Here is a 26,101-nt window from a genome sequence, read left to right as displayed (position 1 = left end):
TCGAGATCCGATGACACCTCTCGACCCACCGCGCAGGCTCCGTTCTGTCATTCCCCAGCTGTGGATAACTCGGTGGATAACCGCACGAAACTGTGGAGCAACGGTGGACCGAGGTGAACGAACATCAACACGTGCACAACGTCGGGCCGAACCGGTGGCAACACTCCACGTGTCATACACAGACCTGCACCGCGTCCCAACTGGGCGGGACACGCTCGGTCCACAGATTCCACAGTGCCTATGACTATTGATATTCACTCTCTTTCACTTCTCTTTATAAGAAGCGATGTGCACAGACCGTTCGTCCACACCCCTCGCCGCACCCGCCGTCACCTGCTCGGGTGCAAGCTCCACCCGTTTGCCACGATCGGCGCCGGTCCGTTCTAGAGTGGTGCCCACTGGCCGACGCAGGGTCCACCAGGGGTTCGGTCCACCGGCCGATCGACACCGACAGGGAAGGGCATTCGTCGCTATGGAGGATCGGACCGATCGGGAGGGTCGATCGCTGTGAAGTTCCGTGTGACACGCGACGAATTCGCCGACTCCGTGGCCTGGGTCGCGCGAAGCCTGCCCAGCCGACCCCCGGTCCCGGTTCTCGGATGTGTCGTGCTGACCGCCGGCGACACCGGCCTGACCGTCTCGGGCTTCGACTACGAGGTCTCGGCCCAGGTCGACATCTCCGCCGAGGTGGCCGACGAAGGCCGGGTGTTGGTGTCGGGCAAGCTGCTCGCCGACATCACCCGCGCCCTGCCGGCCAAGCCGGTCGACGTCGCACTCGACGGTTCGCGTGTCGCGATCACCTGTGGCAGTTCACGTTTCTCCCTGCCGACGATGCCGGTGGAGGACTACCCGACGCTGCCCGAGGTCCCGACCGTGACCGGCACCGTCCCGGCCGAGGTCTTCGCCGAGGCCATCACCCAGGTCGCGATCGCCGCAGGCAAGGACGACACCCTGCCGATGCTGACCGGTATCCGGGTCGAGATCGAGAACGACACCGTCGTGCTGGCCGCGACCGACCGGTTCCGTCTCGCCGTCCGCGAGCTCACCTGGCAGCCCACCTCCGGCGACACCGCCGCCGTGCTCGTCCCGGCGAAGACGCTCTCCGAGTCGGCGAAGTCCGCGGGCTCCGACGGCACGCCGGTGTCGCTGGCGCTCGGTTCCGCCGGCAGCATCGGTAGCGACGGTCTGCTCGGCATCCTCGGTCAGGGCCGCCAGACCACGACGCGTCTGCTCGACGCGGAGTTCCCGAAGTTCCGTCAGTTGTTGCCGCCGTCGCACACCTCGATGGCCACCATCGAGATCAGCGCGCTGACCGACGCCATCAAACGCGTCGCGCTCGTCGCCGAACGCGGTGCGCAGGTGCGTCTGGAGTTCACCGACGGTTCGGTCCTGCTCACGGCGGGCGGGGACGACGCGGGCAAGGCCGAGGAGGAGGTCGCGGTGTCGTTCTACGGCGATCCGCTGACCATCGCCTTCAATCCGACCTACCTCCTCGACGGACTGGCCGCGCTCCACACCACGTCGGTGGACTTCGGGTTCACCACCCCGAGTCGGCCCGCGGTGCTGCGTCCCTCGACCGGCGACGCACCGGTTCCCGACGACAGCGGCGCCTACGCCGCTCCGGCCAGCGATTTCACGTATCTGCTGATGCCGGTTCGCCTTCCGGGCTGATCGACACCGCGCCTCCGGTCCGATGATGTGCCGGTGTCGCACCGTTTTCCGACGAGAGGACGCACCATGCAACTCGGACTGATCGGTCTGGGCAAGATGGGTGCCAACATGCGTGAGCGCATCAAGGGTGCCGGGCACGAGGTCATCGGGTACGACCCCCGGCCCGAGGTCACCGATGTCGCATCGCTCGAGGAGCTCGCCGGTGCGTTGTCGGCGCCCCGCGTCGTGTGGGTCATGGTCCCCTCGGGCGATCCCACCCGTGAGACGGTGGAGACGTTGTCGAAGGTCCTCTCGCCCGGTGACCTCGTGATCGACGGAGGCAACTCCCGCTACACCGACGACGCCCCGCACGCGGAGTTGTTGGACGCCAAGGGAATCGGATACATCGACTGTGGTGTGTCCGGTGGCGTGTGGGGTCTGGCCAACGGTTACGGACTCATGGCCGGAGGGGCGGCCGACCACATCGAACGTGCCATGCCCATCTTCGATGCGTTGCGTCCCGAGGGCGACCGCGCCGACGGCTTCGTCCACGCGGGTCCGGTCGGCGCCGGTCACTACGCCAAGATGGTGCACAACGGCATCGAGTACGGATTGATGCACGCCTACGGGGAGGGCTACGAGCTGCTCACCGCGGAGCCGCTCATCGACGACGTCGCGGGCACGCTGCAGGCGTGGACGCACGGCACGGTCATTCGTTCGTGGTTGCTCGATCTCCTGGTGAAGGCGCTGCAGGAGGACCCCGGGCTCGCCGAGATCTCCGACTACACCACCGATTCCGGCGAAGGTCGATGGACGGTGGAGGAGGCGATCCGCCACTCGGTACCGGCCAACGTCATCTCGGCCGCACTCTTCGCGCGGTTCGCGTCGCGACAGGAGAGCGGTTCCCCGACCCTCAAGGCCGTGTCGGCCCTGCGCAACCAGTTCGGCGGTCACTCGGTGAAGCCGTCCGGTAGCTGAGAGCACGTGTTCGTCCGCACCCTGCGGCTGCGCGACTTCCGCTCGTGGACCGAGGTCTCGCTGGACCTTGCCGCGGAACCGACGATCTTCGTGGGGCGCAACGGCTTCGGGAAGACCAACCTCGTCGAGTCGTTGCAGTATCTCTCCACCCTCCGTTCCCACCGGGTCAGCACGGACGCCTCTCTGGTCCGAACCGGTGCGCAGTCGGCAACCGCGTCGGCGACGGTGATCAACGGCGGACGTGAACTCACCGCCGAGGTACAGATCACCCCGGGGAAGGCCAACCGCGCGTCGGTGAACGGCGCACCCTCGCGTCGGGCGCGCGACATCGTCGGCATCCTGCGCACCGTGCTCTTCGCCCCCGAGGATCTGGCGCTGGTCCGGGGCGAGCCGTCGGACCGTCGTCGGTTCGCCGATGAGCTGGCCGCTCTCGCGGGTCCCCGGATGGTGGCGGCGCGCAGCGACTACGACAGGGTGTTGCGACAGCGATCGGCGCTGTTGAAGACCGCGGCGTCGGCGATGCGGTCCGGTGGCGAGTCGGCGGCGTCGGTGATCAGCACCCTCGATGTGTGGGACACGCAGCTCGCACGATTCGGCGCCGAGGTCACCGCCGGCCGGATCGACGTCGTGGAACGGTTGCGACCGTTGGTCGCCGCCGAGTACGCGACGCTCGCGCCCCAGTCGAGGCCGGTCGATCTGCGGTACCGGCCGAGCGTCGGAGACGACATCGTGCCGACCGACGGTTCCGTCGCCGATGTCGAGTACATCGAGGCCGTGTTGCTGACGCGGTTGGTCGAGGCACGCAAGAAGGAGATCGAACGCGGGGTGTGTCTGGTGGGTCCGCACCGTGATGACATCGACGTCGTGATCGCCGGCCAGGTGGCGAAAGGCTTTGCCAGTCACGGGGAATCGTGGTCGCTGGCGTTGGCGATGCGTCTGGGTTCGGTGGAGTTCATCCGGTCCGACGGTGCCGAGCCGGTGGTGATGCTCGACGACGTGTTCGCCGAACTGGATGCCTCCCGGCGCGCGGCGCTGTCCCGATTCGCGGCGTCGGTGGAACAGGTCATCATCACCGCGGCGGTCGCCGAGGACATCCCGGCCGCCATCGGTGGGCGTCGCATCGCGGTCGGGGTGCGGGAGTCCTCACCGGAGTCCGGCGGTCGGGAGTCGTATCTGCTCGAGGAGGGTGACCGGTGAGCGACGATCCGCGCGTCGAGGGGGACGGGGAGCCGAGCAGCGGGCATGCCATGGCGCGCAAGGCGCTCGAGGAGGCCCGCGACGCGGCACGTGCGGCGGGCAAGTCGGTCGGTCAGGGACGGTCGTCGCCGGTCCGGCGTCGCACAGGGGGTCGCCGCGGCGGGTACTCGGGTTCGGGACCCGATCCCCGCGATCCGCAGCCGTTGGGTCGACTCACCGGTTCACTGTCGCGCGACCGTGGATGGGGCGACAAGATCGGTGAGGGGACGGTGTTCGGCGCCTGGTCACGGATCGTCGGTCCCGACATCTCCGCTCATGCGCAACCGACCGATCTGCGCGACAAGATTCTCTACGTCACGGCGGAATCGACGGCGTGGGCGACGCAGCTGCGACTGATCCAGGGCCAGATCATCGCCAAGATCGCCGCGGCGGTCGGAAACGGCGTGGTCACGCAGTTGCGGATCACCGGACCGAAGGCGCCGTCGTGGCGCAAGGGAGAACGGCACGTACGGGGTCGCGGGCCGCGCGACACCTACGGCTGAAACAGCCCTTCAGAGGTGCGTGACGGTCTGCGCCCACAATCGCCCCTAGGAAATGTCGAGAAATTCGGTCTGTGGGCGCGTCAGACACCATGGACGGCCGTTCTCGGACGCCTGAGGCAGTACTATGGAGGGAGTGCCCCGAGAGGGGTTTCGACGAGCACGTCCTGACACGATTGAGGAGCGGACCCCACCCGTGGCCGACACCAGCGACACCCCCGACAACGAGAACTCCTCGGCGATCACGCCGGAGAAGTCCCAGCCCGAGAAGGCGGCCCCGAAGAAGGCTCCCGCCAAGAAGGCGGGGAGTGGCAGCTACGGCGCCGACTCCATCTCCATTCTCGAAGGTCTCGAGGCCGTTCGCAAGCGTCCCGGCATGTACATCGGTTCCACCGGTGAGCGCGGCCTGCACCACCTCATCTGGGAGGTCGTGGACAACTCGGTCGACGAGGCGATGGCGGGCCACGCGAGCAAGGTCGACGTCAAGCTCCTGGCCAACGGGGGAGTGGAGGTCATCGACGACGGCCGCGGCATCCCCGTCGAGATGCACAAGACCGGTGTCCCCACGGTCGAGGTCGTCATGACCCAACTACACGCCGGCGGCAAGTTCGACTCCGATTCGTACGCGGTGTCGGGTGGTCTGCACGGTGTCGGCATCTCCGTGGTGAACGCGTTGTCGACGAAGGTCGAACTCGAGATCGACCGCGACGGCTTCCACTGGTCGCAGACCTACAACTACGCCAAGCCCGCAGAGCTGGTGAAGGGGTCGGCGACCCGGCGCAAGGGCACCACCACCCGCTTCTGGGCCGATCCTGAGATCTTCGAGACCACCGATTACAGCTTCGAGACGATCTCGCGGCGTCTGCAGGAGATGGCGTTCCTCAACAAGGGGCTCACCATCACCCTCACCGACGAGCGTCCCGCCCAGATCGGCAACGACAGCGAGGACATCGAGACCGCCGAGGCACCCAAGAGCCAGGCCGAGATCGACAGCGAGGCGGCCGCCGAGGTCTCCGACGTCATCGAGATCGCCGACACCGCCGGCGAGAGCGTTCGCAAGGAGGTCTCGGGCAAACCGCGCACGAAGATCTACCACTACCCGGGTGGACTCGAGGACTACGTCGCCCACCTGAACAACCGCAACAAGTCGCGGCTGCCGATCCACGCGTCGATCGTGAGCTTCACCGCGAAGGGCACCGGCCACGAGCTGGAATTGGCGATGCAGTGGAACGACGGCTACTCCGAGTCGGTGCACACCTTCGCCAACACCATCAACACCCACGAGGGCGGTACCCACGAGGAGGGTTTCCGGTCGGCGCTGACCAGCACGGTCAACAAGTACGCGCTCGACAAGAAACTCCTCAAGGAGAAGGACGGCAAGCTCACCGGTGAGGACATCCGCGAGGGACTCGCCGCGGTGATCTCGGTGAAGGTCTCCGACCCGCAGTTCGAGGGCCAGACGAAGACGAAGCTCGGCAACACCGAGGTGAAGAGCTTCGTGCAGAAGGTGGCCAACGAGCACCTGTCGCACTGGTTCGAGTCGAACCCCGCCGAGGCCAAGATCATCATCAACAAGGCGGTCGGGTCGGCCCAGGCCCGCATGGCCGCGCGCAAGGCCCGGGAATTGGTGCGGCGCAAGAGCGCGACCGACATCGGTGGTCTGCCGGGTAAGCTCGCCGACTGCCGCAGCAACGATCCCGCCAAGTGCGAGGTCTACATCGTGGAGGGCGACTCGGCCGGCGGCAGCGCGAAGTCGGGCCGCGACTCGATGTACCAGGCGATCCTCCCGATCCGCGGCAAGATCATCAACGTCGAGAAGGCACGCATCGACCGGGTGCTGAAGAACACCGAGGTCCAGTCGATCATCACCGCGTTCGGCACCGGTATCCACGACGAGTTCGATCTCGCCAAGCTGCGCTATCACAAGATCGTGCTGATGGCCGACGCCGATGTCGACGGGCAGCACATCTCGACGCTGCTGCTCACGCTGCTCTTCCGCTTCATGCGGCCGCTCGTCGAGCACGGCCACGTGTATCTCGCGCAGCCGCCGCTGTTCAAGCTCAAGTGGCAGAAGGGTGCCGCGCCGGAGTTCGCGTACTCCGACCGCGAGCGCGACGGACTGCTCGAGGCCGGCCGCGCCGCGGGCAAGAAGATCAACACCGACGACGGCATCCAGCGCTACAAGGGCCTCGGTGAGATGAACGCCAAGGAGCTGTGGGAGACCACGATGGACCCGACCGTGCGCGTGTTGCGCCAGGTCACCCTCGACGACGCCGCCGCTGCCGACGAACTGTTCAGCGTCCTCATGGGCGAGGACGTCGTCGCCCGCCGTAGTTTCATCGCCCGCAACGCACGGGATGTCCGCTTCCTCGACGTGTGATCGACGCCGGTTCGTTTCACGTGAAACACCGCGCCGTACAACGAAAGTGATTTGATGACCGACACCACCCTGCCGCCGGGCGGCACCACCGACGACTCCGGCGGAGACCGCATCGAGCCGGTCGACATCCAGCAGGAGATGCAGCGCAGCTACATCGACTACGCGATGAGCGTCATCGTGGGCCGCGCGCTGCCCGAGGTCCGCGACGGCCTCAAGCCCGTCCACCGTCGACTTCTCTACGCCATGGGCGACGCCGGGTTCCGGCCCGACCGCAGCTACGTCAAGTGCGCGAAGCCGGTCGCGGAGACGATGGGCAACTACCACCCGCACGGCGACACCGCGATCTACGACGCCCTCGTCCGTCTCGCGCAGCCGTGGTCGATGCGGTATCCGCTCGTCGACGGCCAGGGCAACTTCGGTTCACGCGGCGACGACGGTGCCGCCGCGATGCGCTACACCGAGGCCCGTCTCACGCCGCTGGCGATGGAGATGCTGCGCGACATCGACGAGGAGACCGTCGACTTCACGCCGAACTACGACGGCAAGACCATGGAGCCCACGGTGCTCCCGAGCCGCATCCCGAACCTGTTGATCAACGGGTCCGGCGGTATCGCGGTCGGTATGGCGACGAACATGCCGCCGCACAACCTCACCGAGGTCGCCGACGCGGTGTTCTGGGCACTCGACAACCACGAGGCCGACGAGGAATCGACGCTGGCCGCCTGCATGGAGCGGATCAAGGGACCCGACTTCCCGACCGCGGGTCTCATCGTCGGGTCGCAGGGGATCATCGACGCCTACACCACCGGACGCGGCAGCATCCGCATGCGCGGCGTGGTCGACGTGGAGGAGTCGCGCACCGGCGCGACGACCCTGGTGATCACCGAACTGCCGTATCAGGTCAACCCGGACCGGATGATCGTGTCGATCGCCGAGCAGGTCAACGACGGCAAGCTCAAGGGCATCAGCCGCATCGAGGACCAGTCGTCGGACCGCGTCGGCATGCGGATCGTCGTGACGCTCAAGCGCGACGCCGTCGCCAAGGTCGTGCTGAACAATCTCTACAAGCACAGCCAGCTGCAGACGAGCTTCGGCGCCAACATGCTCTCCATCGTCGACGGGGTGCCGCGCACCCTGCGCCTCGATCAGATGATCCGCTTCTACGTGGCACATCAGCTCGACGTGATCATCCGGCGCACGCGCTACCGGCTGCGCAAGGCCGAGGAGCGCGCGCACATCCTGCGCGGCCTGGTGAAGGCCCTCGACGCGCTCGACGACGTGATCGCGCTGATCCGTGCCTCACCGAACACCGAAGAGGCACGCGCGGGTCTGATCACGCTGCTGGACATCGACGAGATCCAGGCCGACGCGATCCTCGCGATGCAGCTGCGCCGTTTGTCGGCGTTGGAGCGGCAGAAGATCGTCGACGACCTCGCCGAGATCGAGCTCGAGATCGCCGACTACCTCGACATCCTCGCCAAGCCCGAACGCCAGCGCGCGATCGTGCGCGATGAGCTGACCGAGGTCGTCGAGAAGTTCGGCGACGAGCGGCGCACCCGCATCATCGCCGCGGACGGTGACGTCACCGACGAGGACCTCATCGCGCGTGAGGACGTCGTCGTCACGATCACCGAGACCGGCTACGCCAAGCGCACCAAGACCGACCTCTACCGCAGCCAGAAGCGTGGCGGCAAGGGCGTGCAGGGTGCCGGGCTCAAGCAGGACGACATCGTGCGGCACTTCTTCGTGTGCTCCACCCACGACTGGATCCTGTTCTTCACCACCAAGGGTCGGGTGTACCGCGCGAAGGCCTACGAGTTGCCCGAGGCCAATCGCACCGCGCGCGGCCAGCACGTCGCGAACCTGTTGGCCTTCCAGCCCGAGGAACGCATCGCTCAGGTCATCCAGATCAAGAGCTATGAGGACGCCCCCTACCTGGTGCTGGCGACCCGCGGAGGTCTCGTCAAGAAGTCCCGTCTGGTCGACTTCGACTCGAGCCGCTCCGGCGGCATCATCGCGGTCAACCTGCGCGGCGAGGACGAGCTCGTCGGTGCCCAGTTGTGCAGCTCGTCCGACGACCTGCTGCTGGTGTCGACCAAGGGCCAGTCGATCCGCTTCAGCGCGACCGACGAGGCGTTGCGCCCGATGGGTCGGCAGACCTCCGGCGTGCAGGGCATGCGGTTCAACGACGACGATCAGCTGCTGTCACTCAACGTGGTCGTCGAGGGGACGTACCTGCTGGTGGCCACCGCCGGCGGCTACGCCAAGCGCACGGCCATGGAGGACTATCCGGTACAGGGGCGCGGCGGCAAGGGTGTTCTCACCATCCAGTACGACCGCAGGCGCGGCGAACTGGTGGGTGCCCTCATCGTCGACGACAACAGCGAGGTCTACGCCATCACCTCCAACGGTGGCGTGATCCGCACGTTGGCGAAGCAGGTGCGCAAGGCCGGTCGTCAGACGAAGGGCGTCCGCCTGATGAACCTCGACGAAGGAACTACGCTCTTGGCAATTGCCCGCAACGCCGACGAGCCCGACGAGATCGACGGTTCGTCCGACGGGCGGTAGCGCGGACATCGTCTCCATCGGCAGACACCGCACACACGAGGTGAAGGAATAAGGTGACCACACCCAACGAGCCCGACGGACAGCGCACAGGGTCCGACCCGGTCGGTGGCCCCCACGGCGATCGGAACACCGACGATCGCGGAGTTTCCACCGGTGAGTGGTCGCGGACGCCCGGCCGTCCCGGCGCATCGGTGGCCGATCGCCCGCAGGGCGACCCCGGCGGCAACGGTGCAGCGGGTGCGACCAACGGTGATGCCCGTCCGTCGGCCTCCGATGCCGACGCGCAGCGTCCGTCCTCGGGTACCGGAGCCGGCGGGAAGCCGCCGTGGCAGCGTGTCGGTTCGCAGTTGCCGCCGACAGGCGGTCCGGTGCAACCCAACCGTCCCGACCAGGCGCCTGCGTCGGGTCAGGCGGCAGCCACCGGTCAGCAGCCGGCGAACCCCAAGCCGTACCGGCCGCTGGTGACGGGGACCGCGGCACCGAAGCCGTCGGGTCAGCAGTCGGCCGGCCCGACCGAGCGGGCGCCGATCTCGAAGCTCGACGCGCAGGGCAACGTGGGTCAGTCGGGGCAGCCGCAGGCGAATCGGGGTCGGAACTCGTTGGCCGGCAAGGTCATCGACGGTCCGACCCGCAACATCGATCGCAGCGACATCCCCGAGGATCTGCCCGATCTCGACGCGATCCACCATCCGACCACGGCACCGACCGCACAGGCGCCGCAGTCGGGCGCGGCGTTCCGTTCGGTGGAGTCGGTGGCCCCCGGACCGCGTGGTCCGTTGCGCGCGGCCGTGCAGCTGCGACGTGTCGACCCGTGGTCGACGTTCAAGATCTCGTCGGTGCTCGCGATCGCGCTGTTCCTCATCTGGATGATCGCGATCGGCGTGCTGTACGTGATCCTCGACGGCATGGGCGTCTGGGACCAGGTGAACAGCTCGTTCGGCACGCTGGTGTCGAGCGACACCACCGCCGACACCTCGTTCCAGATCACCGCCGGCGGTGTGTTCGGCATCGCCGCGCTCGTCGGAGCGGTCTACGTCGTGGTGTTCACCGCCCTCACCACGGTGGGTGCGTTCATCTACAACATGAGCGCCGACCTCGTGGGCGGTGTCGAGATCACCCTGGCCGACCGCGACTGATCGGCGCCGGTTTTGTTTCTGACGCGGACAGTCGGTAATCTTTCCGAGGTTCACGGGCCTATAGCTCAGGCGGTTAGAGCGCTTCGCTGATAACGAAGAGGTCGGAGGTTCAAGTCCTCCTAGGCCCACGTGGTCAAGATCGTTGTCGTGGTGGTCGGGCTGGTGACGACGCTGGTCGTCGGGCTCGTCGCCGAGTCGAAGCGGAACACGATCGTGTGGCATTCCCTCCCCACCCGCTAGAGCGATCTGGCACGGGGCCTTAGCTCAGTTGGTAGAGCGCTGCCTTTGCAAGGCAGATGTCAGGAGTTCGAATCTCCTAGGCTCCACAACCTCTTTCACGCGCGTCGCGCGTCACGAACCCTGGCCGGCGATGGCGAAGTACACCACGAGGCACAGCACCGCGGCGAAGATGTAGAACCATCCGATCCAGAGCGCGGCCGTCGCCAGCGACGAGCCCTGCTCCTTGCTCTCGCGGATCTGTCGGCGGGACACGTAGGCGCAGATGACGCCGAAGATCGAGGTGATCCCCAGGAACGACAGGATCAACGCGACGACGGACAACTTGTTGGTCGAGTTGCGGGGTGCGGCGCTCATCGCCTCGGACTCCTGCTCGGCCTCGGCGTCGGGTCTGATGAACTCGGCGGGGCGGTAGGGATCATGGACTTCTGTCTGTGCCTCGGAGGGGTGGGGCTCGGCCGGACGGCGCTCGGACATCATCGAATAGGCGGCGTTCGCCGTGGCCCCCGGACCGCTCAGCACACCGGGTGGCTGTGCGCGGGTCTGCGAACCGTCGCGGTCGAACGGAGGCCGTTGCTCGGGGCGCGGCCGATCCGGATGTTGCGGGGCGCCGTGCGCCGGGCCGGGTCGACCGGCACCGGGTGGCGGCGGGGCCTGACGATGCTGTGGACCGGTCGGTGGACGCTGATCACCCCGTCGGGGGTCGGGCTGGTTCGGCGCCGCGGGGCGTCGAGGGTCGAATCGCCCGGCGTCGGGGTGACCGCTGTCGTAACGCCCGTCCTGTGGATGCACGCCTACAAGCTACTCGGAGCGGCCGGCGCCGTCGGCGGCCGACGTGGGGACGTCCTCGACCCGGGGCGGATGCGCGGCCACGGGCGGCGGTGTCCGGCGGCCCGAGCGCAGCGCGACGGCCGCGGCACCGCCACCGGCCACCACGGCGATCCCGAGCACGATGAGGCCGGTGCGCGCGCGGCGTGACGGGCTCTCACGCGTGACGACCGACGGCAGGCTCGGCTTCGGGACCGACGGCAGCGACGGCGTGGGCACCGAGATGCGCGGGATCGACGGCGTCGTCGCACCCTTCTCCGATGAGTTCTTGCGGGCTGCGCGACGGGCCAGCAGGCGGGAGGTGATCATCCGCACCGGCGTCGACCACGGCGCGACATAGCCCAACGCGGCCGACCCGACGGCCGACCGCACGGGATGCTGCGAGCCGGTCGCGGCATGCGCGAGGCCCTTGTCTCGAACATCTGAGGTACCGATCACGGCAGCCACCTCTTCCCGTCGACGTGCCGTCGACCTACGTCGCCTCCCGCGGATGCGGACACTGTTGGCTCCACCCTGCCAGGCCGGTGTGAACCGCGGGACGCCGACACGGGGGCGGGTGGCACCATGGAGGGGTGAGTACACCACAGAAAACCGCGACCGCGACCCTGCACACGAACCAGGGCGACATCGTCATCGACCTCTTCGGCAACCACGCGCCGAAGACCGTCGAGAACTTCACCGGTCTGGCCACCGGCAGCAAGGACTACAGCCAGCCGAACGCCTCCGGCGGCGACAGCGGCCCGTTCTACGACGGCGCGGTCTTCCACCGCGTCATCGAGGGCTTCATGCTGCAGGGCGGCGACCCGACCGGCACCGGTACCGGCGGACCCGGCTACCAGTTCGGCGACGAGTTCCACCCCGAGCTGTCCTTCGACCAGCCGTACCTGCTGGCCATGGCGAACGCCGGCCCGGGCACCAACGGCTCGCAGTTCTTCATCACCGTCACCAAGACGCCGCACCTCAACCGCAAGCACACGATCTTCGGTGTCGTCGCCGACAAGGACTCGCAGGCCGTCGTCGACAAGATCGCGACCGCTCCGACCGACCGTCGCGACAAGCCGCTCGACGACGTGATCATCGAGAAGATCGAGATCAGCTGAATCAGTACCCACCGCCGCCGGGGTATCACCCCCCGGCGGCGGTCTGTGTCCGCCACCCCGACCGTCCGACGGGTCTCGCCTGCAGCCGGTGCGGGCGTCCGGCGTGCCCGCAGTGCCTGACCCCGGCGGCCGTCGGGCAGCACTGCGTCGACTGTGTGCGCCAGGCCGCCGGCAGCGTTCCCGCCGCCCGCATGATGGGCGCCACCCGACCGCTCGTCACCTACGGGCTGATCGCGGTCAACCTGGTGATCTTCGTGCTGACCGCCGCGCAGGCGCACAGTGCCTCCGACGTCGGGCCCGGCACGTCACGTGTGTTCTTCGACGGCGTCCTCTTCGGCCCCCTCGTCGAACAGGGCGAGTACTGGCGCCTGTTCACCTCGGGGTTCCTGCACTTCTCGGTGATCCACGTCGGTCTGAACATGCTGACCCTGTACATCCTCGGCCGCGATCTCGAGATGGCGATCGGATCCAAACGCTTCCTCGGCATCTACGTGACCGCGCTGTTCGGCGGTAGCGCGGCGGTGTCGGTGTTCTCGCCCGACGCCGCGACCGCCGGGGCGTCCGGAGCCATCTACGGCGTGATGGGCGGGCTGCTCGTGGCCGTGCTGCGCGCGAAGCTGCCGGCCGGTCAGATCGTCGCGCTGATCGCGATCAACATCGTCATATCGCTGTCGATACCCAACATCTCGCTGTGGGCGCACCTCGGAGGTCTGGCCTTCGGTGCCGCCGCCACGACAGGCGTCCTGATGGCGCCTCGCTGGGTGCTTCCGGAGGGACGACGCACCGCGGCGGCCGCGAGCCGCGTCGGATGGATCGCGATCGTGGCGCTCACCCTGGTGGCCATCGCCATCAGCGCGGTCGCCGTCGCCACCGTCTGACCGGCACGACCCCGGCGGTCGAGTCCGCTACGAGTCCTCGGGATCGCCCCCGCGGTAGCGCAGGTCCTTGCTGTCGGTGATGTCGTGGCCCAGATCGGCCAACGCCTCGGCGACGTCGACCGGTGCCGCCCCCAGTTCCCACCGACCGAGGATCACCAGTTTCTCGTCCGACCCGTTACCGGTCGCCTCGCCGAGGACGTCGATCTCCAGATTGGGTACCCGCCGCCCGAAACGGGGGTAGCTGACCACGCGGATCCGGTCGATCGACGCCCGCGGGTAGGTGTGACGACCGGTGACGGTGCGCACGGTGAGCGCTTCGCGCGTCGCGGCGAGGCGCGGCCGGATCAGCAGCGACGACACCCCCAGCGAGATCAGCAACAGGCCCGCGACACCCATGATGACCAGGCCCGCAGGGTCCGATCCGGACAGTGCGGCCGCGGCGAGCAACACGACGCCCCCGACGGTCAGTGCACAGCCCACGGGCACAGGTGTGGCCCACGACGCGGAGTTGTCCACAGCCTCTATCCCCAATGTGGATGAATTACACACATGTCATTCCCCAGGTTGGGGAGAGAGCCGACGTCGGAGCCGTCAGCGCCACTTCATCGTCATGAGAAGCCCGGTGATCATGAAGCCGAAGCCGATGAGGAAGTTCCAGGCACCGAGGTTGTACATCCAGTGCAGCAGCTTGCCGTCGGCACCGAGGCTCGACGGGGTCGCGACGAGGTAGAACACGATCAACCATGCGAGACCGATCAGCATGAGGCCGAGCATCGCGGTCACGTAGATCTGGCTCGAGGGACCGGCCTTCACCTTCACCGGCGTACGGCTCGCCGGGTTGATGGTGTAATCGGTCTTCTTCCGGACTTTGGACTTCGGCATGTCTTCCTCGCTGTGAAACCTCGGTCGGCCGCACCCCTCGCGGGGTGGCATCTGGGGCGACTCGATGGGGGTCGGTGGTGCTCACGGATTCGGTGTCCCCACGGTATCCCACCGGCCGTTTCCCACCGATCACGGCGAGAAACCGATGTGAGAACGCACCGTCCGCGGCGGTAGCGTGGCGGCGTGAGCACTCAGAACGGCGGTCCGTCGGTATCGGTCCCGTCGGTATTGGTCGTCGACAACTACGACAGCTTCGTCTACAACCTCGTGCAGTACCTGGGGCAATTGGGCGTGACCGCGACGGTGTGGCGCAACGACGACGAGCGGTTGTCCGATCTCGACGCCGTCGCCGAGCGGTTCGACGCGATCCTCCTCAGCCCCGGCCCCGGCACCCCACAGCGCGCGGGTGCCACCATGCCGCTCGTCGACGTCGCCGCGCGCACCGGGACACCGCTGCTCGGCGTATGCCTGGGGCACCAGGCGATCGGCGCGTCGTTCGGGGCCACGGTCGATCGCGCGCCGGAACTGCTGCACGGCAAGACCTCGACGGTGTTCCACGACGCGAGCGGTGTGCTCACGGGGCTCCCCGACCCGTTCATCGCGACGCGCTATCACTCGCTGACGGTGGTACCCGAGACGATCCCCGCCGAACTCGTCGTCACCGGGCGGACCGAGACCGGCATCGTGATGGCCATGGCCCATCGCGACCTGCCCATCCACGGGGTGCAGTTCCACCCCGAGAGTGTGCTGACCCAGGGCGGGCACCGGATGCTCGCGAACTGGTTGCGAATCAGTGGATTCGAGATCGACGAGACGCTCGTGTCGCGGCTCGAGGAGACCGCGGCCGCTGCCGTCGGTGCCTGAGCCTGAGCCCCGCCCCGGTCAGCCGGGTAGCAGGCTCGCCTGACCGACGACGACGTTGATCGCGCCGTTGGTGTTGATCAACGAGTTCGCGGCCGGCTGCTGGGAGATCACGCGACCGGCATCCGGTGAGCCCAGGCCGACGTTGCGCGGCGTCTGGTTGAGCGTCGTGTCACGCCAGCCGGCGGCGGTCAGGGTGTCGATGGCCTGCTGCACCGTCTTGCCGGTCAGGTCGGGCATTCGGAACTGATTGCCGCGCGAGACGGTCACCGTCACGGTGCTGCCCTCGTCGACCTGCGTACCCGAGGCGGGACTGCTGGAGAGCACGGTCCCGGCGGGCTGATCGGAATCGGCCTGCACGATCTGCGCCTTCAACTTGGCCTGATCGAGGGTCTCCGACGCCTGGTCGGAGGTCTGGCCGGTGAGCGTCGGGACCGCGACCCGACGCGGTCCGGTGCCGATCTGCACGGTGACGAGGGTGTTGACGGCCTGCGAGGTACCGACCGCCGGCGACAACCCGGCGACCTTGCCGCGGAGCTGGTTCGTCGAGGCCACGTTGCCCTGGCGGACGTCGGTGAACCCGAGGTCGCGCAGCGCCTTGGCGGCCTCGTCGTAGGTCTTGCCGGTGAGATCGGGAAGGTCCTGACGCACCGGTCCGGTCGAGATGTAGAGCGTGATCTGCGAGTTCTTGTCGGCCCGGACGCCCTCCGAGGGGGCGGTGCGGGTCGGGCTGCCCGATGCGACGTCGTTGCTGGACTCCTGCAGCTGGTTCACGCGGAACCCGAGCCCCTCCAGCGTCGACCGCGCCTCGGCGGCCGACATGGACGTGACGGCCGGGATCGCGACCTGATCGGCGGACGAGTCGGCCCAGGGGCGGGTGAGCAGGAGCGCGACGAGCACGATCGCCGCGACCACGGCGGCACCGATCGCGAGGATCTTCGGCATCGCACTGCGGCGACGATCGTCGTCCTCGGGCTCGGGACGCCGGTGCGACGTGGGACCCACCCGGGTCGACCGCGCACGCGGCACCTGCTCGATGACACCGGTCTTGTCCTCGTCGGAGAGCAGCATCGGCGCGCTGGGTCGCCCGCCGGCGAGCACCTTCATGAGGTCCGAGCGCATCTCGCCCGCCGACTGGTACCGGTTGGCGGGGTTCTTGCTCATAGCCTTGAGGATCACCGAGTCGAGCTGCGGGGGGATCTCCCGGCGGATGCTCGACGGGACCGGCGGGTCCTCGCGCACGTGCTGATAGGCGACGGCGACGGGTGAGTCGCCGGTGAACGGCGGCTCACCGGTGAGGAGCTCAAACAGCACGCACCCCATGGAGTAGACGTCGCTGCGTGCGTCGACGCTCTCGCCGCGGGCCTGCTCGGGGGAGAGGTACTGCGCGGTGCCGATGACCGCCGACGTCTGGGTCATCGCGCTGCTGGCGTCCGACATCGCACGCGCGATGCCGAAGTCCATCACCTTCACCGCGCCGGACTTGTCGATCATCACGTTCGCCGGCTTCATGTCGCGGTGCACGATGCCGTTCTGATGCGAGAAATCCAGTGCCGCAGCGACATCGGCCATCCAGGTCATGGCCTGGCGGGGTGACACATGGCCCTGGGCCCGCAGCACGTCGCGCAGCGTCTCGCCGTCGACGTACTCCATCACGATGTAGGGGATGGGACCCTCGGGGGTGTCGGCCTCACCGGTGTCGAACACCGACACGATCGTCGGATGGTTCAGCGCGGCGGCGTTCTGCGCCTCCCGACGGAACCGCAGATAGAAACTCGGGTCGCGCGCGAGGTCGGCTCGGAGCACCTTGATCGCCACGTCCCGGTGCAGACGCAGATCGCGTGCGCCGTGCACCTCGGACATGCCGCCGAAACCCAGCGTCTCACCGAGTTCGTAGCGGTCGGACAGGTGGCGAGGAGTCGACATCTGTCACCTCTCCGCGTCGGTGGGCGCGTTGCGATCGAGCCCGTCCGGGGTCTGACCGCCATGGTAGTTCTGGCCCAGACCGGGGATCAGCGAGCCGAGATCGGGCAGCAACCCACCCGGGGCGGTCGTCGTGGTCGTCGTCTCCGGGGTCGTGGTGGTCGTCTCCGGCGTGGTCGTCGTGGTGGTGGTCGTCGTGGTCGTGGTGGTCTCGTCGGTGGTGGTCGTCGGCTCCGGGGTCGTCTCCTCGGTGGTGGTCACCACCGAGGAGGACGACGGCGCGGGCGTGGTGCCGCTGCCGCTGTCGTTCGTCGCCAGCCAGTACCCGACGAGTCCCAGCGCGGCGAGCAGCAGCAACACCGCGACCGCGGCCAACGCCTTCTGGCCGCCCGTCCAGCTCCCGGTGTCGGGGGCCGGTGCCGCGGGGATGGGGCGACGCGAGGTCGCGGTCGGGGGCGGCGGACCGGCGGGACGCGGGATCGGTGCCGACATCTCCCGGGTGTGCGGGGGCGGTGCGGCCACCACGGCGCCGGCGCGCGGCGGCGGAGGACGTCGTCCGGCGCGCACGGCCGCGACCGCGTCGGCGAACTCGCCGCCGTTGGCGTAGCGCTGCTGCGGATCCTTCGCCATGGTGATGGCGATCAGTTCCCGGATGCCGCCTGGCAGGTCGCTCGGCAGCGGGGGAGCGGTCTCGCGGATGTGCTTCATCGCGACGGTGATCGCACCGTCGCCGAGGAACGGCCGCCGGCCCGAGATCGCCTCGTAACCCACCACTCCCAGCGAGTAGACATCCGACGACGACGTCGCGTCCTCGCCGAGAGCCTGCTCGGGCGAGATGTACTGCGCGGTGCCCATCACCATGCCGGTCTGGGTGACCGGCGCGGCGTCGACGGCCTTCGCGATACCGAAGTCGGTGATCTTCACCTGACCGGTCGGGGTGATGAGGATGTTGCCGGGCTTCACGTCGCGGTGGACGAGCCCCGCGAGGTGTGCGGCATTGAGCGCCCGGCCGGTCTGCTCGAGCATGTCGAGGGTGTTGGTCAGCGACAGCCGACCCATCCTGGCGAGGACGGCGTTGAGCGGCTCGCCGTTGACGAGCTCCATCACCAGATACGCCAGTGCCGGACCGCCGGAACGGTCCGGGGTCTCGCCGTAGTCGAAGATGCTCGCGATGCCCGGGTTGTGCAGACGCGCGGTGGTCTGTGCCTCGATTCGAAAGCGGCGCAGGAACTCCGCGTCGTCGGAGAACTCCGACTTGAGCACCTTCACCGCGACCCGACGGTCGAGACGGGTGTCGAGACCCTCCCACACCTGACCCATGCCACCGGTGGCGATCAACCGCATCAGCCGGTAGCGGTCGGCGATGGTGGTTCCACTCTGCAGACTCATCGGGTCCCCCTGTCATAGAGACTCATTGCGCGCCACCCACCATCGCGTTGATCACGGCTCGACCGATGGGTGCGGCCGACGAACCACCGGTCGACTGCACACCGCGATCACCGTTCTCGACGATGACCGCGACGGCGATCTGGGCGTTGCTCGACGGCCCGAAGGCGATGTACCAGGCATAGGGGGTGTCGGCGGCCTCCGACGTCGCCGAGTGCTCGGCGGTGCCGGTCTTCGAGGCGATGGTGACCGGGCCACCCGATCCGGTGGTGTTCCGCTCGGAGTCGACCATGAGGCTCGTCAGCGTCGCCGCCGTCTGCGCCGAGATGGGCTCGTTGATCGAGGTCGGCGCGGTGGTGTAGAGCGTCTTGAGATCGGGACCCTGCAGTTTGTCCACCAGGTAGGGCTGCATCCGCACGCCGCCGTTGGCCACCGTCGCGGCGATCATCGCGTTCTCGAGCGGGGTCATGCGCACGTCGCGCTGCCCGATGGCGCTCTGCCCGAGGGCGGCGAGGTCGTCGATGGGGCCGGTGGTCGAATCCGACACCGACATCGGCACATCCGGGGTGTCGGCGTCGAGACCGAAGCGGTTCGCGGTCGACTTCACCGAGGCGATCGGGTTCGACAGGCGCTCGGTGGCCAGCTGCACGAACGCGGTGTTGCACGAGTACTGGAACGCCTGACGCAACGTCACCTGTCCCCCACTCGATCCGGGGCAGGTCTCGCCGGCGTAGTTGGTCAGCGACGTCTCGGTGTTCGGCAGGGTGATCGAGCTGTTCGCGGTGAGCCGGGTGTTGTCGGGGTTCACGCCCTGCGCGAGCGCCGCGGCGGTGGTGACGACCTTGAAGGTCGACCCCGGGGGGTAGGTCTGGTTGATGGCCCGGTTGAGCATGGGCTGCGCCGTCTCGCTGGGGTTCTCGGGATTCCAGGCGTCCCAGCTGGTCTCGCGGACGGTCGCGTCGTGACTCGTGAGCTTGTTCGGGTCGTACGAGGGTGTCGAGACCATCGCGAGGATGGCGCCGGTGCTGGGCGCGATCGCGACGACCGATCCACGACATCCGCCGGAGCAGCCGGCGTTCATCGCGTCGTAGGCCACCTTCTGCAGCCGCGGGATCACCGTGGTGACCACGTTGCCGCCGCGCGGGTCGCGTCCGGAGAACATGTCGAGGAACCGCTGACCGAACAGCCGGTCGTCGTTGCCGTTGAGCAGCGAGTCGTAGCTCTGCTCGATGCCGGCGCTGCCGTACTGGAACGAGTAGAAACCGGTGACCGGCGCGAACGCCGCGGCGTACTTGCCCGGGTACACGCGCAGGTACTTCAGCCGGTCGCTGGTGGGCACCGACTGCGCGATGACCTCCTGGCCGGCGGTGATCTGCCCGCGCTGGCGCGAGTACTCGTCGAGCAGCACCCGCTGGTTGCGGGGATCGGCTTTGAGGTTGTCGGCCTTGAACACCTGGATGTAGGTGGCATTGGCCAGCAGGGCGACGACCATCACCATGACGGCGAAGACGACGCGTCGGATCGGGATGTTCACGCGCGCTTCACCACCTGGGTCTGTGCGAGTGCCACCGGGGTCTGCTTCTTCTTCGTGGTGTCGGGTTCGCGCGCGGCGTTCGACACCCGGATCAGCAGCGCCACCAACACGTAGTTGGCCAACAGCGACGATCCGCCGTAGGACATGAACGGCGTGGTGAGTCCGGTCAGCGGGATGAGTTTGGTGACGCCGCCGACGACGACGAACAGCTGCACGGCCATCGAGAACGAGAGCCCGGTGGCGAGCAGTTTGCCGAAGCTGTCCCGCACGGTGATGCCGGTGCGCAGCCCGCGGACGACGAGGATCAGGTAGAGCCCGAGGATGCCGGCCAGTCCGACGAGACCCAGTTCCTCACCGATGGTCGCGATGATGAAGTCGGTGTTGGCGAAGGGCACGATGTTGGGCCGGCCCGAACCGAGACCGGTGCCGAACAGTCCACCGGTCGCGAGCCCGAAGAGCCCCTGCCCGACCTGGTATCCGGTGCCGTAGAAGTCGCTGAACGGGTCCTGCCACACCTGGACGCGCACCTGGAGGTGCGGGAACAGCTCGTAGGCGAGGACCGCCCCGACGGCGAACAGCGCGACGCCGATGAACACCCATCCGGCGCGTTCGGTCGCGACGTAGAGCAGCGCGAGGATGGTCGAGAAGATCAGCAGCGGTCCGCCGAGGTCGTTGGCGAGCGCGAAGATCCCGATGGTCACGATCCACGCCGCCAGCAGCGGTCCCATGTCGCGGGCCCGCGGCAGGTCCATGCCCAGGAAGTGCTTGCCCGCGGTGGTGAACAGGTCGCGCTTGGACACCAGCAGCGACGCCGTGAAGATGATGATGAGGATCTTCGAGAACTCGCCGGGCTGGATGTTGAACAGCGGTGTGCGGATCCAGTTCTTGGAGCCGTTGATCTCCGACAGCGACGCCGGGAGGATCACCGGGATCGCGAGGAAGATCAGGCCGCCGAGGCCGAGGATGTAGCTGTAGCGCGACAGCGTGCGGTGGTCACGGACGAAGATGAGGATCGCGGCGAACGCGACCACCCCGAGCGCGGCCCACAGCACCTGTTGGTCGGCGTTGTTGGTCACCTCGGTGGCCTCGGCGGTCTCGCCGTTGCGGCCCGACCCGAGGTCGAGGCGGTGGATCAGCACCAGACCCAGCCCGTTGATGACGGCCACCAGCGGCAGGATCAGCGGGTCGGCGTACGGCGCGTAGCGGCGGATCACCAGGTGTGCGAAGCCGAACAGGCCGATGAACGCACCCGCGTACTTCAGCAGGTCGGTGGTGAGCTGCTGCTCCTGGGCGGCCTCGACGTTGATCATCGCGGCGAAGACCACGACCGTGGCCGCACCGAGCAGCATCAGCTCGGTGTTGCGCCCGGTGGGTCGGCGGATCGGCCCCGAGGTCGGGGTCTGGGTGACGGCTTCGGCTGACATCAGTGCCCCCGACAGACCTTGCGGCCACTGTCGTCGAAGCGATCACTGCTCGTGTCGATCGTGGTGGTCGGAGGGGCGGAGCTCACCGGGGCGCCCGGCGCCGGGGCGGGGGAGCCGGTGGGTGTCGCGGGCGGCGGGATGCTCGAGGCGGGTGCCGTGGTGCTCGGGGCACCGGTGGTGGTCGGTGGTGTGCCCGAACCGGTGCCGCCACCGAAGGTCGAGGTGCCGCACAGCGGCAGCAACGACAGCAACGACACGTTCTGCTTCGCCTCGTCGAGCGGCACGCTCGGCTTGCTCGCGCGCACGGTGTTCTGGCTCGGCTGCGACAGGTCGGTCACCGGCAGGCGTGTGCACGAGGCGGCGTCGCCGGCGTCGGTGAAGGTGATGGTCGGTGTCTCCGCCGTCAGGTCGCTCACGCAGGCCGACAGGCTGACCGAGTTGAGCGAGAACCCCAGCACCGAACCCTGCATGCCGCGGTACAGCACCACGTTGCCGTCGCTCTCGCCCACGTAGTAGTTCGAACGGATCACCGATCGGGCGACGAACCCGCCGGCGATCACGAGCACGATCAGGGTGATCGCGGCCGCGGCGAACAACCAGCGTCGACGGGGGCGTCGGGTCGCGACCGGCTCGGGCTCGACGGTCGGACGGGCCGGCGCCTCGCGCGGGGGACGCAGCGCCGCCGCACGACCGGCCGCGGTCGTCGGGTCGGGGGTGTAGTCCTCGTCGTCGTCGCCCGCGGCACCGGCGCGGATCGGACGATGGTCGCCGTAGTCGACGTCGGCGACGTCGGCCACCACCACGGTCACGTTGTCGGGCCCGCCGCCGCGCAGCGCGAGCTCGATGAGGCGGTCGGCGCAGTCACGGTGGTCGGCGACCGACCGCAGGGTGTCGGCGATGGTCTCCTCGGTGACGACGTCGGAGAGTCCGTCGGAGCAGAGCAGGTAGCGGTCGCCGGCCCGTGCCTCGCGGATGGTCAGCGTCGGCTCGACCTCGGTGCCGGTGAGCGCCCGCATGATGAGCGAACGCTGGGGATGGGTGTGGGCCTGCTCGGCGGTGATCCGGCCCTCTTCGACCAGCGTCTGCACGAAGGTGTCGTCGCGGGTGATCTGGTTCAGATCCCCGTCGCGGAGGAGGTAGCCGCGGGAGTCGCCGATGTGGCACAGGGCGAGCCGGTTGCCGGCGAACAGGATCGCGGTGAGCGTGGTGCCCATCCCGTCGAGTTCGGGCGACTGAGCGACCTGATCGGCGATGGCGGCGTTGCCGCTGCGGATGGCGTCGTCGAGCTTGCCGAGCAGATCTCCGCCGGGCTCGTCGTCGTCGAGGGGTTGCAGCGCCTCGATCACGAGCTGGCTCGCGACCTCGCCGGCCGCGTGGCCGCCCATGCCGTCGGCGAGGGCGAGCAGGCGCGCGCCCGCGTAGACCGAGTCCTCGTTGTTCGAACGGACCAGCCCGCGATCACTCCGCGCGATGTAGCGCAGCACCAGTGTCACGGGCGCAACTCGATCACGGTCTTGCCGATACGCACTGGCGTGGCGAGGGGGACCTTCACCGCCGTCGTCACCTTGCCGCGGTCGAGATAGGTGCCGTTGGTCGAGCCGAGGTCCTCGACGTACCAGTCGTCGCCGCGACGCGAGATCCGCGCGTGCCGTTCGGAGGCGTAGTCGTCGGTGAGCACCAGCGTCGAGTCGGCGGCACGACCGATGAGCACCGGTTGGGTGCCCAGGGTGATGCGCGTGTTCGCCAGCGCGCCGTGGGTGACCACGAGGTAGCGCGCCGCACCCTTCGGCCGGGCGGCGCCGCCACCGGAGCGGCGGCCCTTGCGCTCGTAGCGCGGGACGGGTCGTTGACCGGTCGCGGCGTAGACGTCGTGGCGCAGCGTGCGCAGAACGGCCCACACGAAGAACCACAGCAGCAGGAGGAACCCGATGCGGGTCAGTTGCAGCACGATGCCCTGCACAGCGGTTCACCTCCGGATGCGACGTCGTGGGGACACTTGTCGGTCGGTCGCGATGTCTCGACCTGCGACATCGGCCGCGCACCGACCATGGACTCACATCCTATGGGCAGGGTGCGAGTGAATCGGTATCTGTATGTGTCAGGTTGGCATCGCTTGCCGTCGGCGATGCGCCCGACCAGCGCCTAGGGCGCCGCCGTCACTGGAAGCGGACGGTGATGTCGGAATGCCCGACCCGGATGTGGTCGCCGTCGGCGAGTTCCCAGCTGCTGACCGCGACATCGTTCACGGTGGTGCCGTTGGTGGAGTTCAGGTCGTGCAGCAGCGCGACCTGGCCGTCCCAGCGGATCTCGACGTGGCGACGCGAGACGCCGGTGTCGGGAAGGCGGAACTGTGCGTCCTGTCCGCGGCCGATGACATTCGAACCGTCGCGCAGCGAGAAGGTGCGGTTGCTGCCGTCCTCGAGGCACAGCGTGACGCCGGTGGGGGCGTACGCCGGAGCGGCGGTCGCCGCGCCGTAGCCCTGCTCGTAGCCCGCGGGCTGGTAGCTGCCCTGGTCGTAGGCGCCCTGGTCGTATCCACCCTGGTAGGCACCGCCGCCGCGGGGCGCGTAGCCGCCCTGGTCGTAGCCGCCCTGCTGATATCCGGCGTCGCGGTAGTCGGCGTCGGCGTAGTAGCCGGCGTCGGCCTGCTGGTAGCCGCGATCGTTGCCCGCGGGTCCCTGGTCGTAGCCGGCCTGGTCGTAACCACCGGCCTGTCCGTAGCCGCCCTGCTGGTAGCCGCCGCCGGTGCGGTAGGCGCCCTGGTCGTAGCCGGGGCCACGGTCGTACGCCGGCGCGCCGGCCTCGGGGTGGCGCGGATCGCCGTAGTCGGCGGCGGGCGGGTACCCACCCTGATCGGCGGGCGCGTATCCCGCGCGGTCGCCGGGGCCGTAGCCACCCTGGTCGTAGCCCTGTCCGGGCTGCGCGTAGCCGCGGTCGTCGTAGCCCTGCTGGTCGTAGCCGCCGGTGCCGTACCCGGGCTGTGCGTATCCGCCCTGGTCGGGGGCGGGACGATCGCGACCCGGCTCCCGGTCCCCCTGGTCGTAGCCCCGGCGCGGGTCGTGTCCTGAGTTCTGGGTCATCGGGAATGCTCCTGGTTCTGCGATCGCGTTCGGTGGGCGGCCTGCGGCGGATAGGGGTTGACCTGCGGGTGGGCGCGGCGGTGCGGGCGGGGCCGGGTTGGCCTCCCGCGATCCCACCGGCTTGGGGACGGCGTCGGGGTCGATCGCACCGCGTGCCCGGAACTGTCCGGTGTGCAGTGACGGCGAGTGTTCGAACTCGACGATGACATCACCGTAGGTCTGCCAGCCGTTGTCGCGGATGAAATGCTCGAGATGCTTGGAGAAGGTCTTGCGGTTCAGCTCGTATTCGGCGGCCATCTGCTCGTGGTCGGTCGAGCTGACCACCACCGTGTAGCTGTTGGGGGCGAGCTTGCCGCCGTCACCGAGGCTCTCGAGGGAGTCCTCGGCCTCGCGCTGCAGGGCGCCCTCGACCTCCTGGGGGGCCACCTTGCCACCGAAGACGCGGGCGAAGCCGTCGTCGACGACGCCCTCGAGCTTGCGTTCGATCCTCTGCAGAATTCCCATGCCGGGGGCCTCCCTTCGCTCGTATCAGCGTGTCGCCGTGCCCCGTACGCCGTTTGATGATAGCGATTCTCCTGGGCAATCGTGCCATCGAGTCCCCATCCGTCCCGTCCGTCACAGCTCGCGCTGTCCTCCGATCGGACGAAAGCATGCCCCGAGCAGCGATTTAATCCGCTACCTCCCTGCGTGCTATCTTCTTTCAGTCCGTTTGCTTGCATGTCGGACGAGCCACGGGCGAGTGGCGGAATGGCAGACGCGCTGGCTTCAGGTGCCAGTGTCCTTCGGGACGTGGGGGTTCAAGTCCCCCTTCGCCCACCCACACACGACAGGGCCCCCGCTCCGGCGGGGGCCTTGTTCGTTCTCGTGCCCCGGTCGACGGCGGTTTCACCGCGCGTCGATGAAGCCCATCACCGAGTTGGCGATGAGCTGCACCGCGATGGCGGCGAGCAACAGACCGGCGATCTTGGCCAACAGGGTGACACCGCCGACACCGAGGACGCGGATGAGCACGGTGGAGAAGCGCAACACGACCGCGATGACCACGTGCACGGTGACGATGGCCGCGGCGATCGCGAGGTACACCGACCCCTCGCGAGGGGCCTGACTGACCGCGACGATGACCGCGGCGATCGCGCCGGGGCCGGCCAGCAGCGGCGTGCCCAACGGGACGAGTGCGACGTTCACGCCGTCGGAGGCCACCGGCCGCGAGGCGCCGCCGCCGTTGAGCAACTGCAACGCCACCAACAGCAACAGGAGTCCGCCCGCGCCCTGCAGCGCGGGGACCCCGATGTGGAGGTAAGCGAGGATGAACTTGCCGCCGAGGGCGAACGTGCTGATCACCAGCAGGCTCACCGCCGGCGCCTGCCACGCCGCGCGGTGCCGTTGCGCCGGCGTCTGATGGCCGACGAGGGACAGGAAGATCGGGATCTGCCCGGGCGGGTCCATGATCACGATCAACGTGATGAGGACCGTCGTGTACTCGGTGACGTCGAACCCCACGGAAGGGAGATCCCTGCGTC

General features: G+C 68.4%; 22 protein-coding genes and 3 tRNA genes. 13 read left to right on the top strand and 12 right to left on the bottom strand.

What is annotated here, in order from left to right; translation table 11 throughout:
* Positions 1-507: 507 nt before the first annotated feature.
* From dnaN to ACQ7HM_RS05455, 9 genes are all read left to right on the top strand, one after another.
* Entirely contained in the window at positions 508-1,671 is a 1,164-nt protein-coding gene (dnaN, locus tag ACQ7HM_RS05495; RefSeq protein WP_434215202.1) for a DNA polymerase III subunit beta, read from the top strand.
* A gap of 66 nt (positions 1,672-1,737) precedes the next feature.
* Positions 1,738-2,628, top strand: a complete 891-nt coding sequence (gene gnd / locus ACQ7HM_RS05490) for a phosphogluconate dehydrogenase (NAD(+)-dependent, decarboxylating) (protein WP_434215201.1) — start codon at positions 1,738-1,740, stop codon at positions 2,626-2,628.
* Between the two features lie 6 nt (positions 2,629-2,634).
* Entirely contained in the window at positions 2,635-3,825 is a 1,191-nt protein-coding gene (gene recF, locus ACQ7HM_RS05485; RefSeq protein ID WP_434215200.1) for a DNA replication/repair protein RecF, read from the top strand.
* Positions 3,826-3,875: 50 nt separating this feature from the next.
* Positions 3,876-4,367, top strand: a complete 492-nt coding sequence (locus ACQ7HM_RS05480; RefSeq protein WP_434215639.1) for a DUF721 family protein — start codon at positions 3,876-3,878, stop codon at positions 4,365-4,367.
* Between the two features lie 328 nt (positions 4,368-4,695).
* Complete coding sequence (gene gyrB / locus ACQ7HM_RS05475; RefSeq protein WP_434215638.1) at positions 4,696-6,744, top strand: DNA topoisomerase (ATP-hydrolyzing) subunit B; 2,049 nt, start codon at positions 4,696-4,698, stop codon at positions 6,742-6,744.
* A 54-nt stretch (positions 6,745-6,798) separates the two neighbouring features.
* Positions 6,799-9,312: a DNA gyrase subunit A gene (gene gyrA, locus ACQ7HM_RS05470; protein WP_434215199.1), complete on the top strand. Its 2,514-nt coding sequence runs from the start codon at positions 6,799-6,801 to the stop codon at positions 9,310-9,312.
* Between the two features lie 53 nt (positions 9,313-9,365).
* Positions 9,366-10,448, top strand: coding sequence for a DUF3566 domain-containing protein (locus tag ACQ7HM_RS05465; protein ID WP_434215198.1), 1,083 nt, complete (start codon positions 9,366-9,368; stop codon positions 10,446-10,448).
* A gap of 54 nt (positions 10,449-10,502) precedes the next feature.
* Positions 10,503-10,576 (top strand) — tRNA-Ile (locus ACQ7HM_RS05460).
* Between the two features lie 125 nt (positions 10,577-10,701).
* A tRNA-Ala gene (locus ACQ7HM_RS05455) sits at positions 10,702-10,774 on the top strand.
* Between the two features lie 25 nt (positions 10,775-10,799).
* On the opposite strand, the gene ACQ7HM_RS05450 is transcribed toward ACQ7HM_RS05455, so the two are convergent.
* A complete protein-coding gene (locus tag ACQ7HM_RS05450) occupies positions 10,800-11,207 on the bottom strand; it encodes a DUF4190 domain-containing protein (RefSeq protein ID WP_434215197.1) in 408 nt (135 codons plus the stop codon).
* A gap of 279 nt (positions 11,208-11,486) precedes the next feature.
* Positions 11,487-11,951, bottom strand: a complete 465-nt coding sequence (locus ACQ7HM_RS05445; RefSeq protein ID WP_434215196.1) for a hypothetical protein — start codon at positions 11,949-11,951, stop codon at positions 11,487-11,489.
* A gap of 134 nt (positions 11,952-12,085) precedes the next feature.
* Here ACQ7HM_RS05445 and ACQ7HM_RS05440 point away from each other — a divergent pair, with 134 nt between their 5' ends.
* Entirely contained in the window at positions 12,086-12,613 is a 528-nt protein-coding gene (locus ACQ7HM_RS05440) for a peptidylprolyl isomerase (protein WP_434215195.1), read from the top strand.
* A gap of 155 nt (positions 12,614-12,768) precedes the next feature.
* Positions 12,769-13,491 carry a rhomboid family intramembrane serine protease gene (locus tag ACQ7HM_RS05435; RefSeq protein WP_434215194.1) on the top strand — a complete coding sequence of 241 codons (723 nt, stop codon included), beginning with the start codon at positions 12,769-12,771 and terminating at the stop codon, positions 13,489-13,491.
* 27 nt (positions 13,492-13,518) lie between these two features.
* Here the strand turns inward: ACQ7HM_RS05435 and ACQ7HM_RS05430 are convergent, their stop codons facing one another.
* Both ACQ7HM_RS05430 and crgA read right to left on the bottom strand, forming a co-directional pair.
* Positions 13,519-14,007, bottom strand: coding sequence for a PH domain-containing protein (locus ACQ7HM_RS05430; protein ID WP_434215193.1), 489 nt, complete (start codon positions 14,005-14,007; stop codon positions 13,519-13,521).
* Between the two features lie 75 nt (positions 14,008-14,082).
* A complete protein-coding gene (gene crgA / locus ACQ7HM_RS05425; protein ID WP_434215192.1) occupies positions 14,083-14,373 on the bottom strand; it encodes a cell division protein CrgA in 291 nt (96 codons plus the stop codon).
* A gap of 183 nt (positions 14,374-14,556) precedes the next feature.
* On the opposite strand from crgA, the gene ACQ7HM_RS05420 reads away from it, so the two are divergent.
* Entirely contained in the window at positions 14,557-15,237 is a 681-nt protein-coding gene (locus ACQ7HM_RS05420; protein WP_434215191.1) for an aminodeoxychorismate/anthranilate synthase component II, read from the top strand.
* An 18-nt stretch (positions 15,238-15,255) separates the two neighbouring features.
* Here the strand turns inward: ACQ7HM_RS05420 and pknB are convergent, their stop codons facing one another.
* The 7 genes from pknB to ACQ7HM_RS05385 all read right to left on the bottom strand — a co-directional run bounded on the left by pknB (position 15,256) and on the right by ACQ7HM_RS05385 (position 25,085).
* Positions 15,256-17,160 carry a Stk1 family PASTA domain-containing Ser/Thr kinase gene (gene pknB, locus ACQ7HM_RS05415; protein WP_434215190.1) on the bottom strand — a complete coding sequence of 635 codons (1,905 nt, stop codon included), beginning with the start codon at positions 17,158-17,160 and terminating at the stop codon, positions 15,256-15,258.
* 3 nt (positions 17,161-17,163) lie between these two features.
* On the bottom strand, positions 17,164-18,546 hold the full coding sequence (locus tag ACQ7HM_RS05410) for a serine/threonine-protein kinase (protein WP_434215189.1): 1,383 nt from the start codon (positions 18,544-18,546) through the stop codon (positions 17,164-17,166).
* Between the two features lie 22 nt (positions 18,547-18,568).
* A complete protein-coding gene (locus ACQ7HM_RS05405; RefSeq protein WP_434215188.1) occupies positions 18,569-20,077 on the bottom strand; it encodes a peptidoglycan D,D-transpeptidase FtsI family protein in 1,509 nt (502 codons plus the stop codon).
* Positions 20,074-21,501 carry an FtsW/RodA/SpoVE family cell cycle protein gene (locus ACQ7HM_RS05400; RefSeq protein ID WP_434215187.1) on the bottom strand — a complete coding sequence of 476 codons (1,428 nt, stop codon included), beginning with the start codon at positions 21,499-21,501 and terminating at the stop codon, positions 20,074-20,076. The genes ACQ7HM_RS05405 and ACQ7HM_RS05400 overlap by 4 nt, the downstream gene beginning before the upstream one ends.
* Positions 21,501-22,994: a protein phosphatase 2C domain-containing protein gene (locus tag ACQ7HM_RS05395; RefSeq protein ID WP_434215186.1), complete on the bottom strand. Its 1,494-nt coding sequence runs from the start codon at positions 22,992-22,994 to the stop codon at positions 21,501-21,503. Before ACQ7HM_RS05395 ends, ACQ7HM_RS05400 begins: the two co-directional genes overlap by 1 nt.
* The gene (locus ACQ7HM_RS05390) at positions 22,991-23,461 is read right to left on the bottom strand and encodes an FHA domain-containing protein FhaB/FipA (protein ID WP_434215185.1); all 471 of its coding nucleotides are present in this window, start codon (positions 23,459-23,461) and stop codon (positions 22,991-22,993) included. The genes ACQ7HM_RS05395 and ACQ7HM_RS05390 overlap by 4 nt, the downstream gene beginning before the upstream one ends.
* A 196-nt stretch (positions 23,462-23,657) precedes the next feature.
* Positions 23,658-25,085: an FhaA domain-containing protein gene (locus ACQ7HM_RS05385; RefSeq protein WP_434215184.1), complete on the bottom strand. Its 1,428-nt coding sequence runs from the start codon at positions 25,083-25,085 to the stop codon at positions 23,658-23,660.
* A gap of 229 nt (positions 25,086-25,314) precedes the next feature.
* Here ACQ7HM_RS05385 and ACQ7HM_RS05380 point away from each other — a divergent pair.
* Positions 25,315-25,397 (top strand) — tRNA-Leu (locus ACQ7HM_RS05380).
* A gap of 69 nt (positions 25,398-25,466) precedes the next feature.
* On the opposite strand, the gene ACQ7HM_RS05375 is transcribed toward ACQ7HM_RS05380, so the two are convergent.
* Positions 25,467-26,081, bottom strand: a complete 615-nt coding sequence (locus ACQ7HM_RS05375; RefSeq protein WP_434215183.1) for a MarC family protein — start codon at positions 26,079-26,081, stop codon at positions 25,467-25,469.
* Positions 26,082-26,101 lie beyond the last annotated feature (20 nt).

The sequence above is a fragment of the Williamsia sp. MIQD14 genome (assembly GCF_051025635.1).
Lineage (GTDB): Bacteria > Actinomycetota > Actinomycetes > Mycobacteriales > Mycobacteriaceae > Williamsia_A.
Note: the sequence above shows the minus strand (reverse complement) of the source record. Positions and strands in the feature narration are given on the sequence as shown.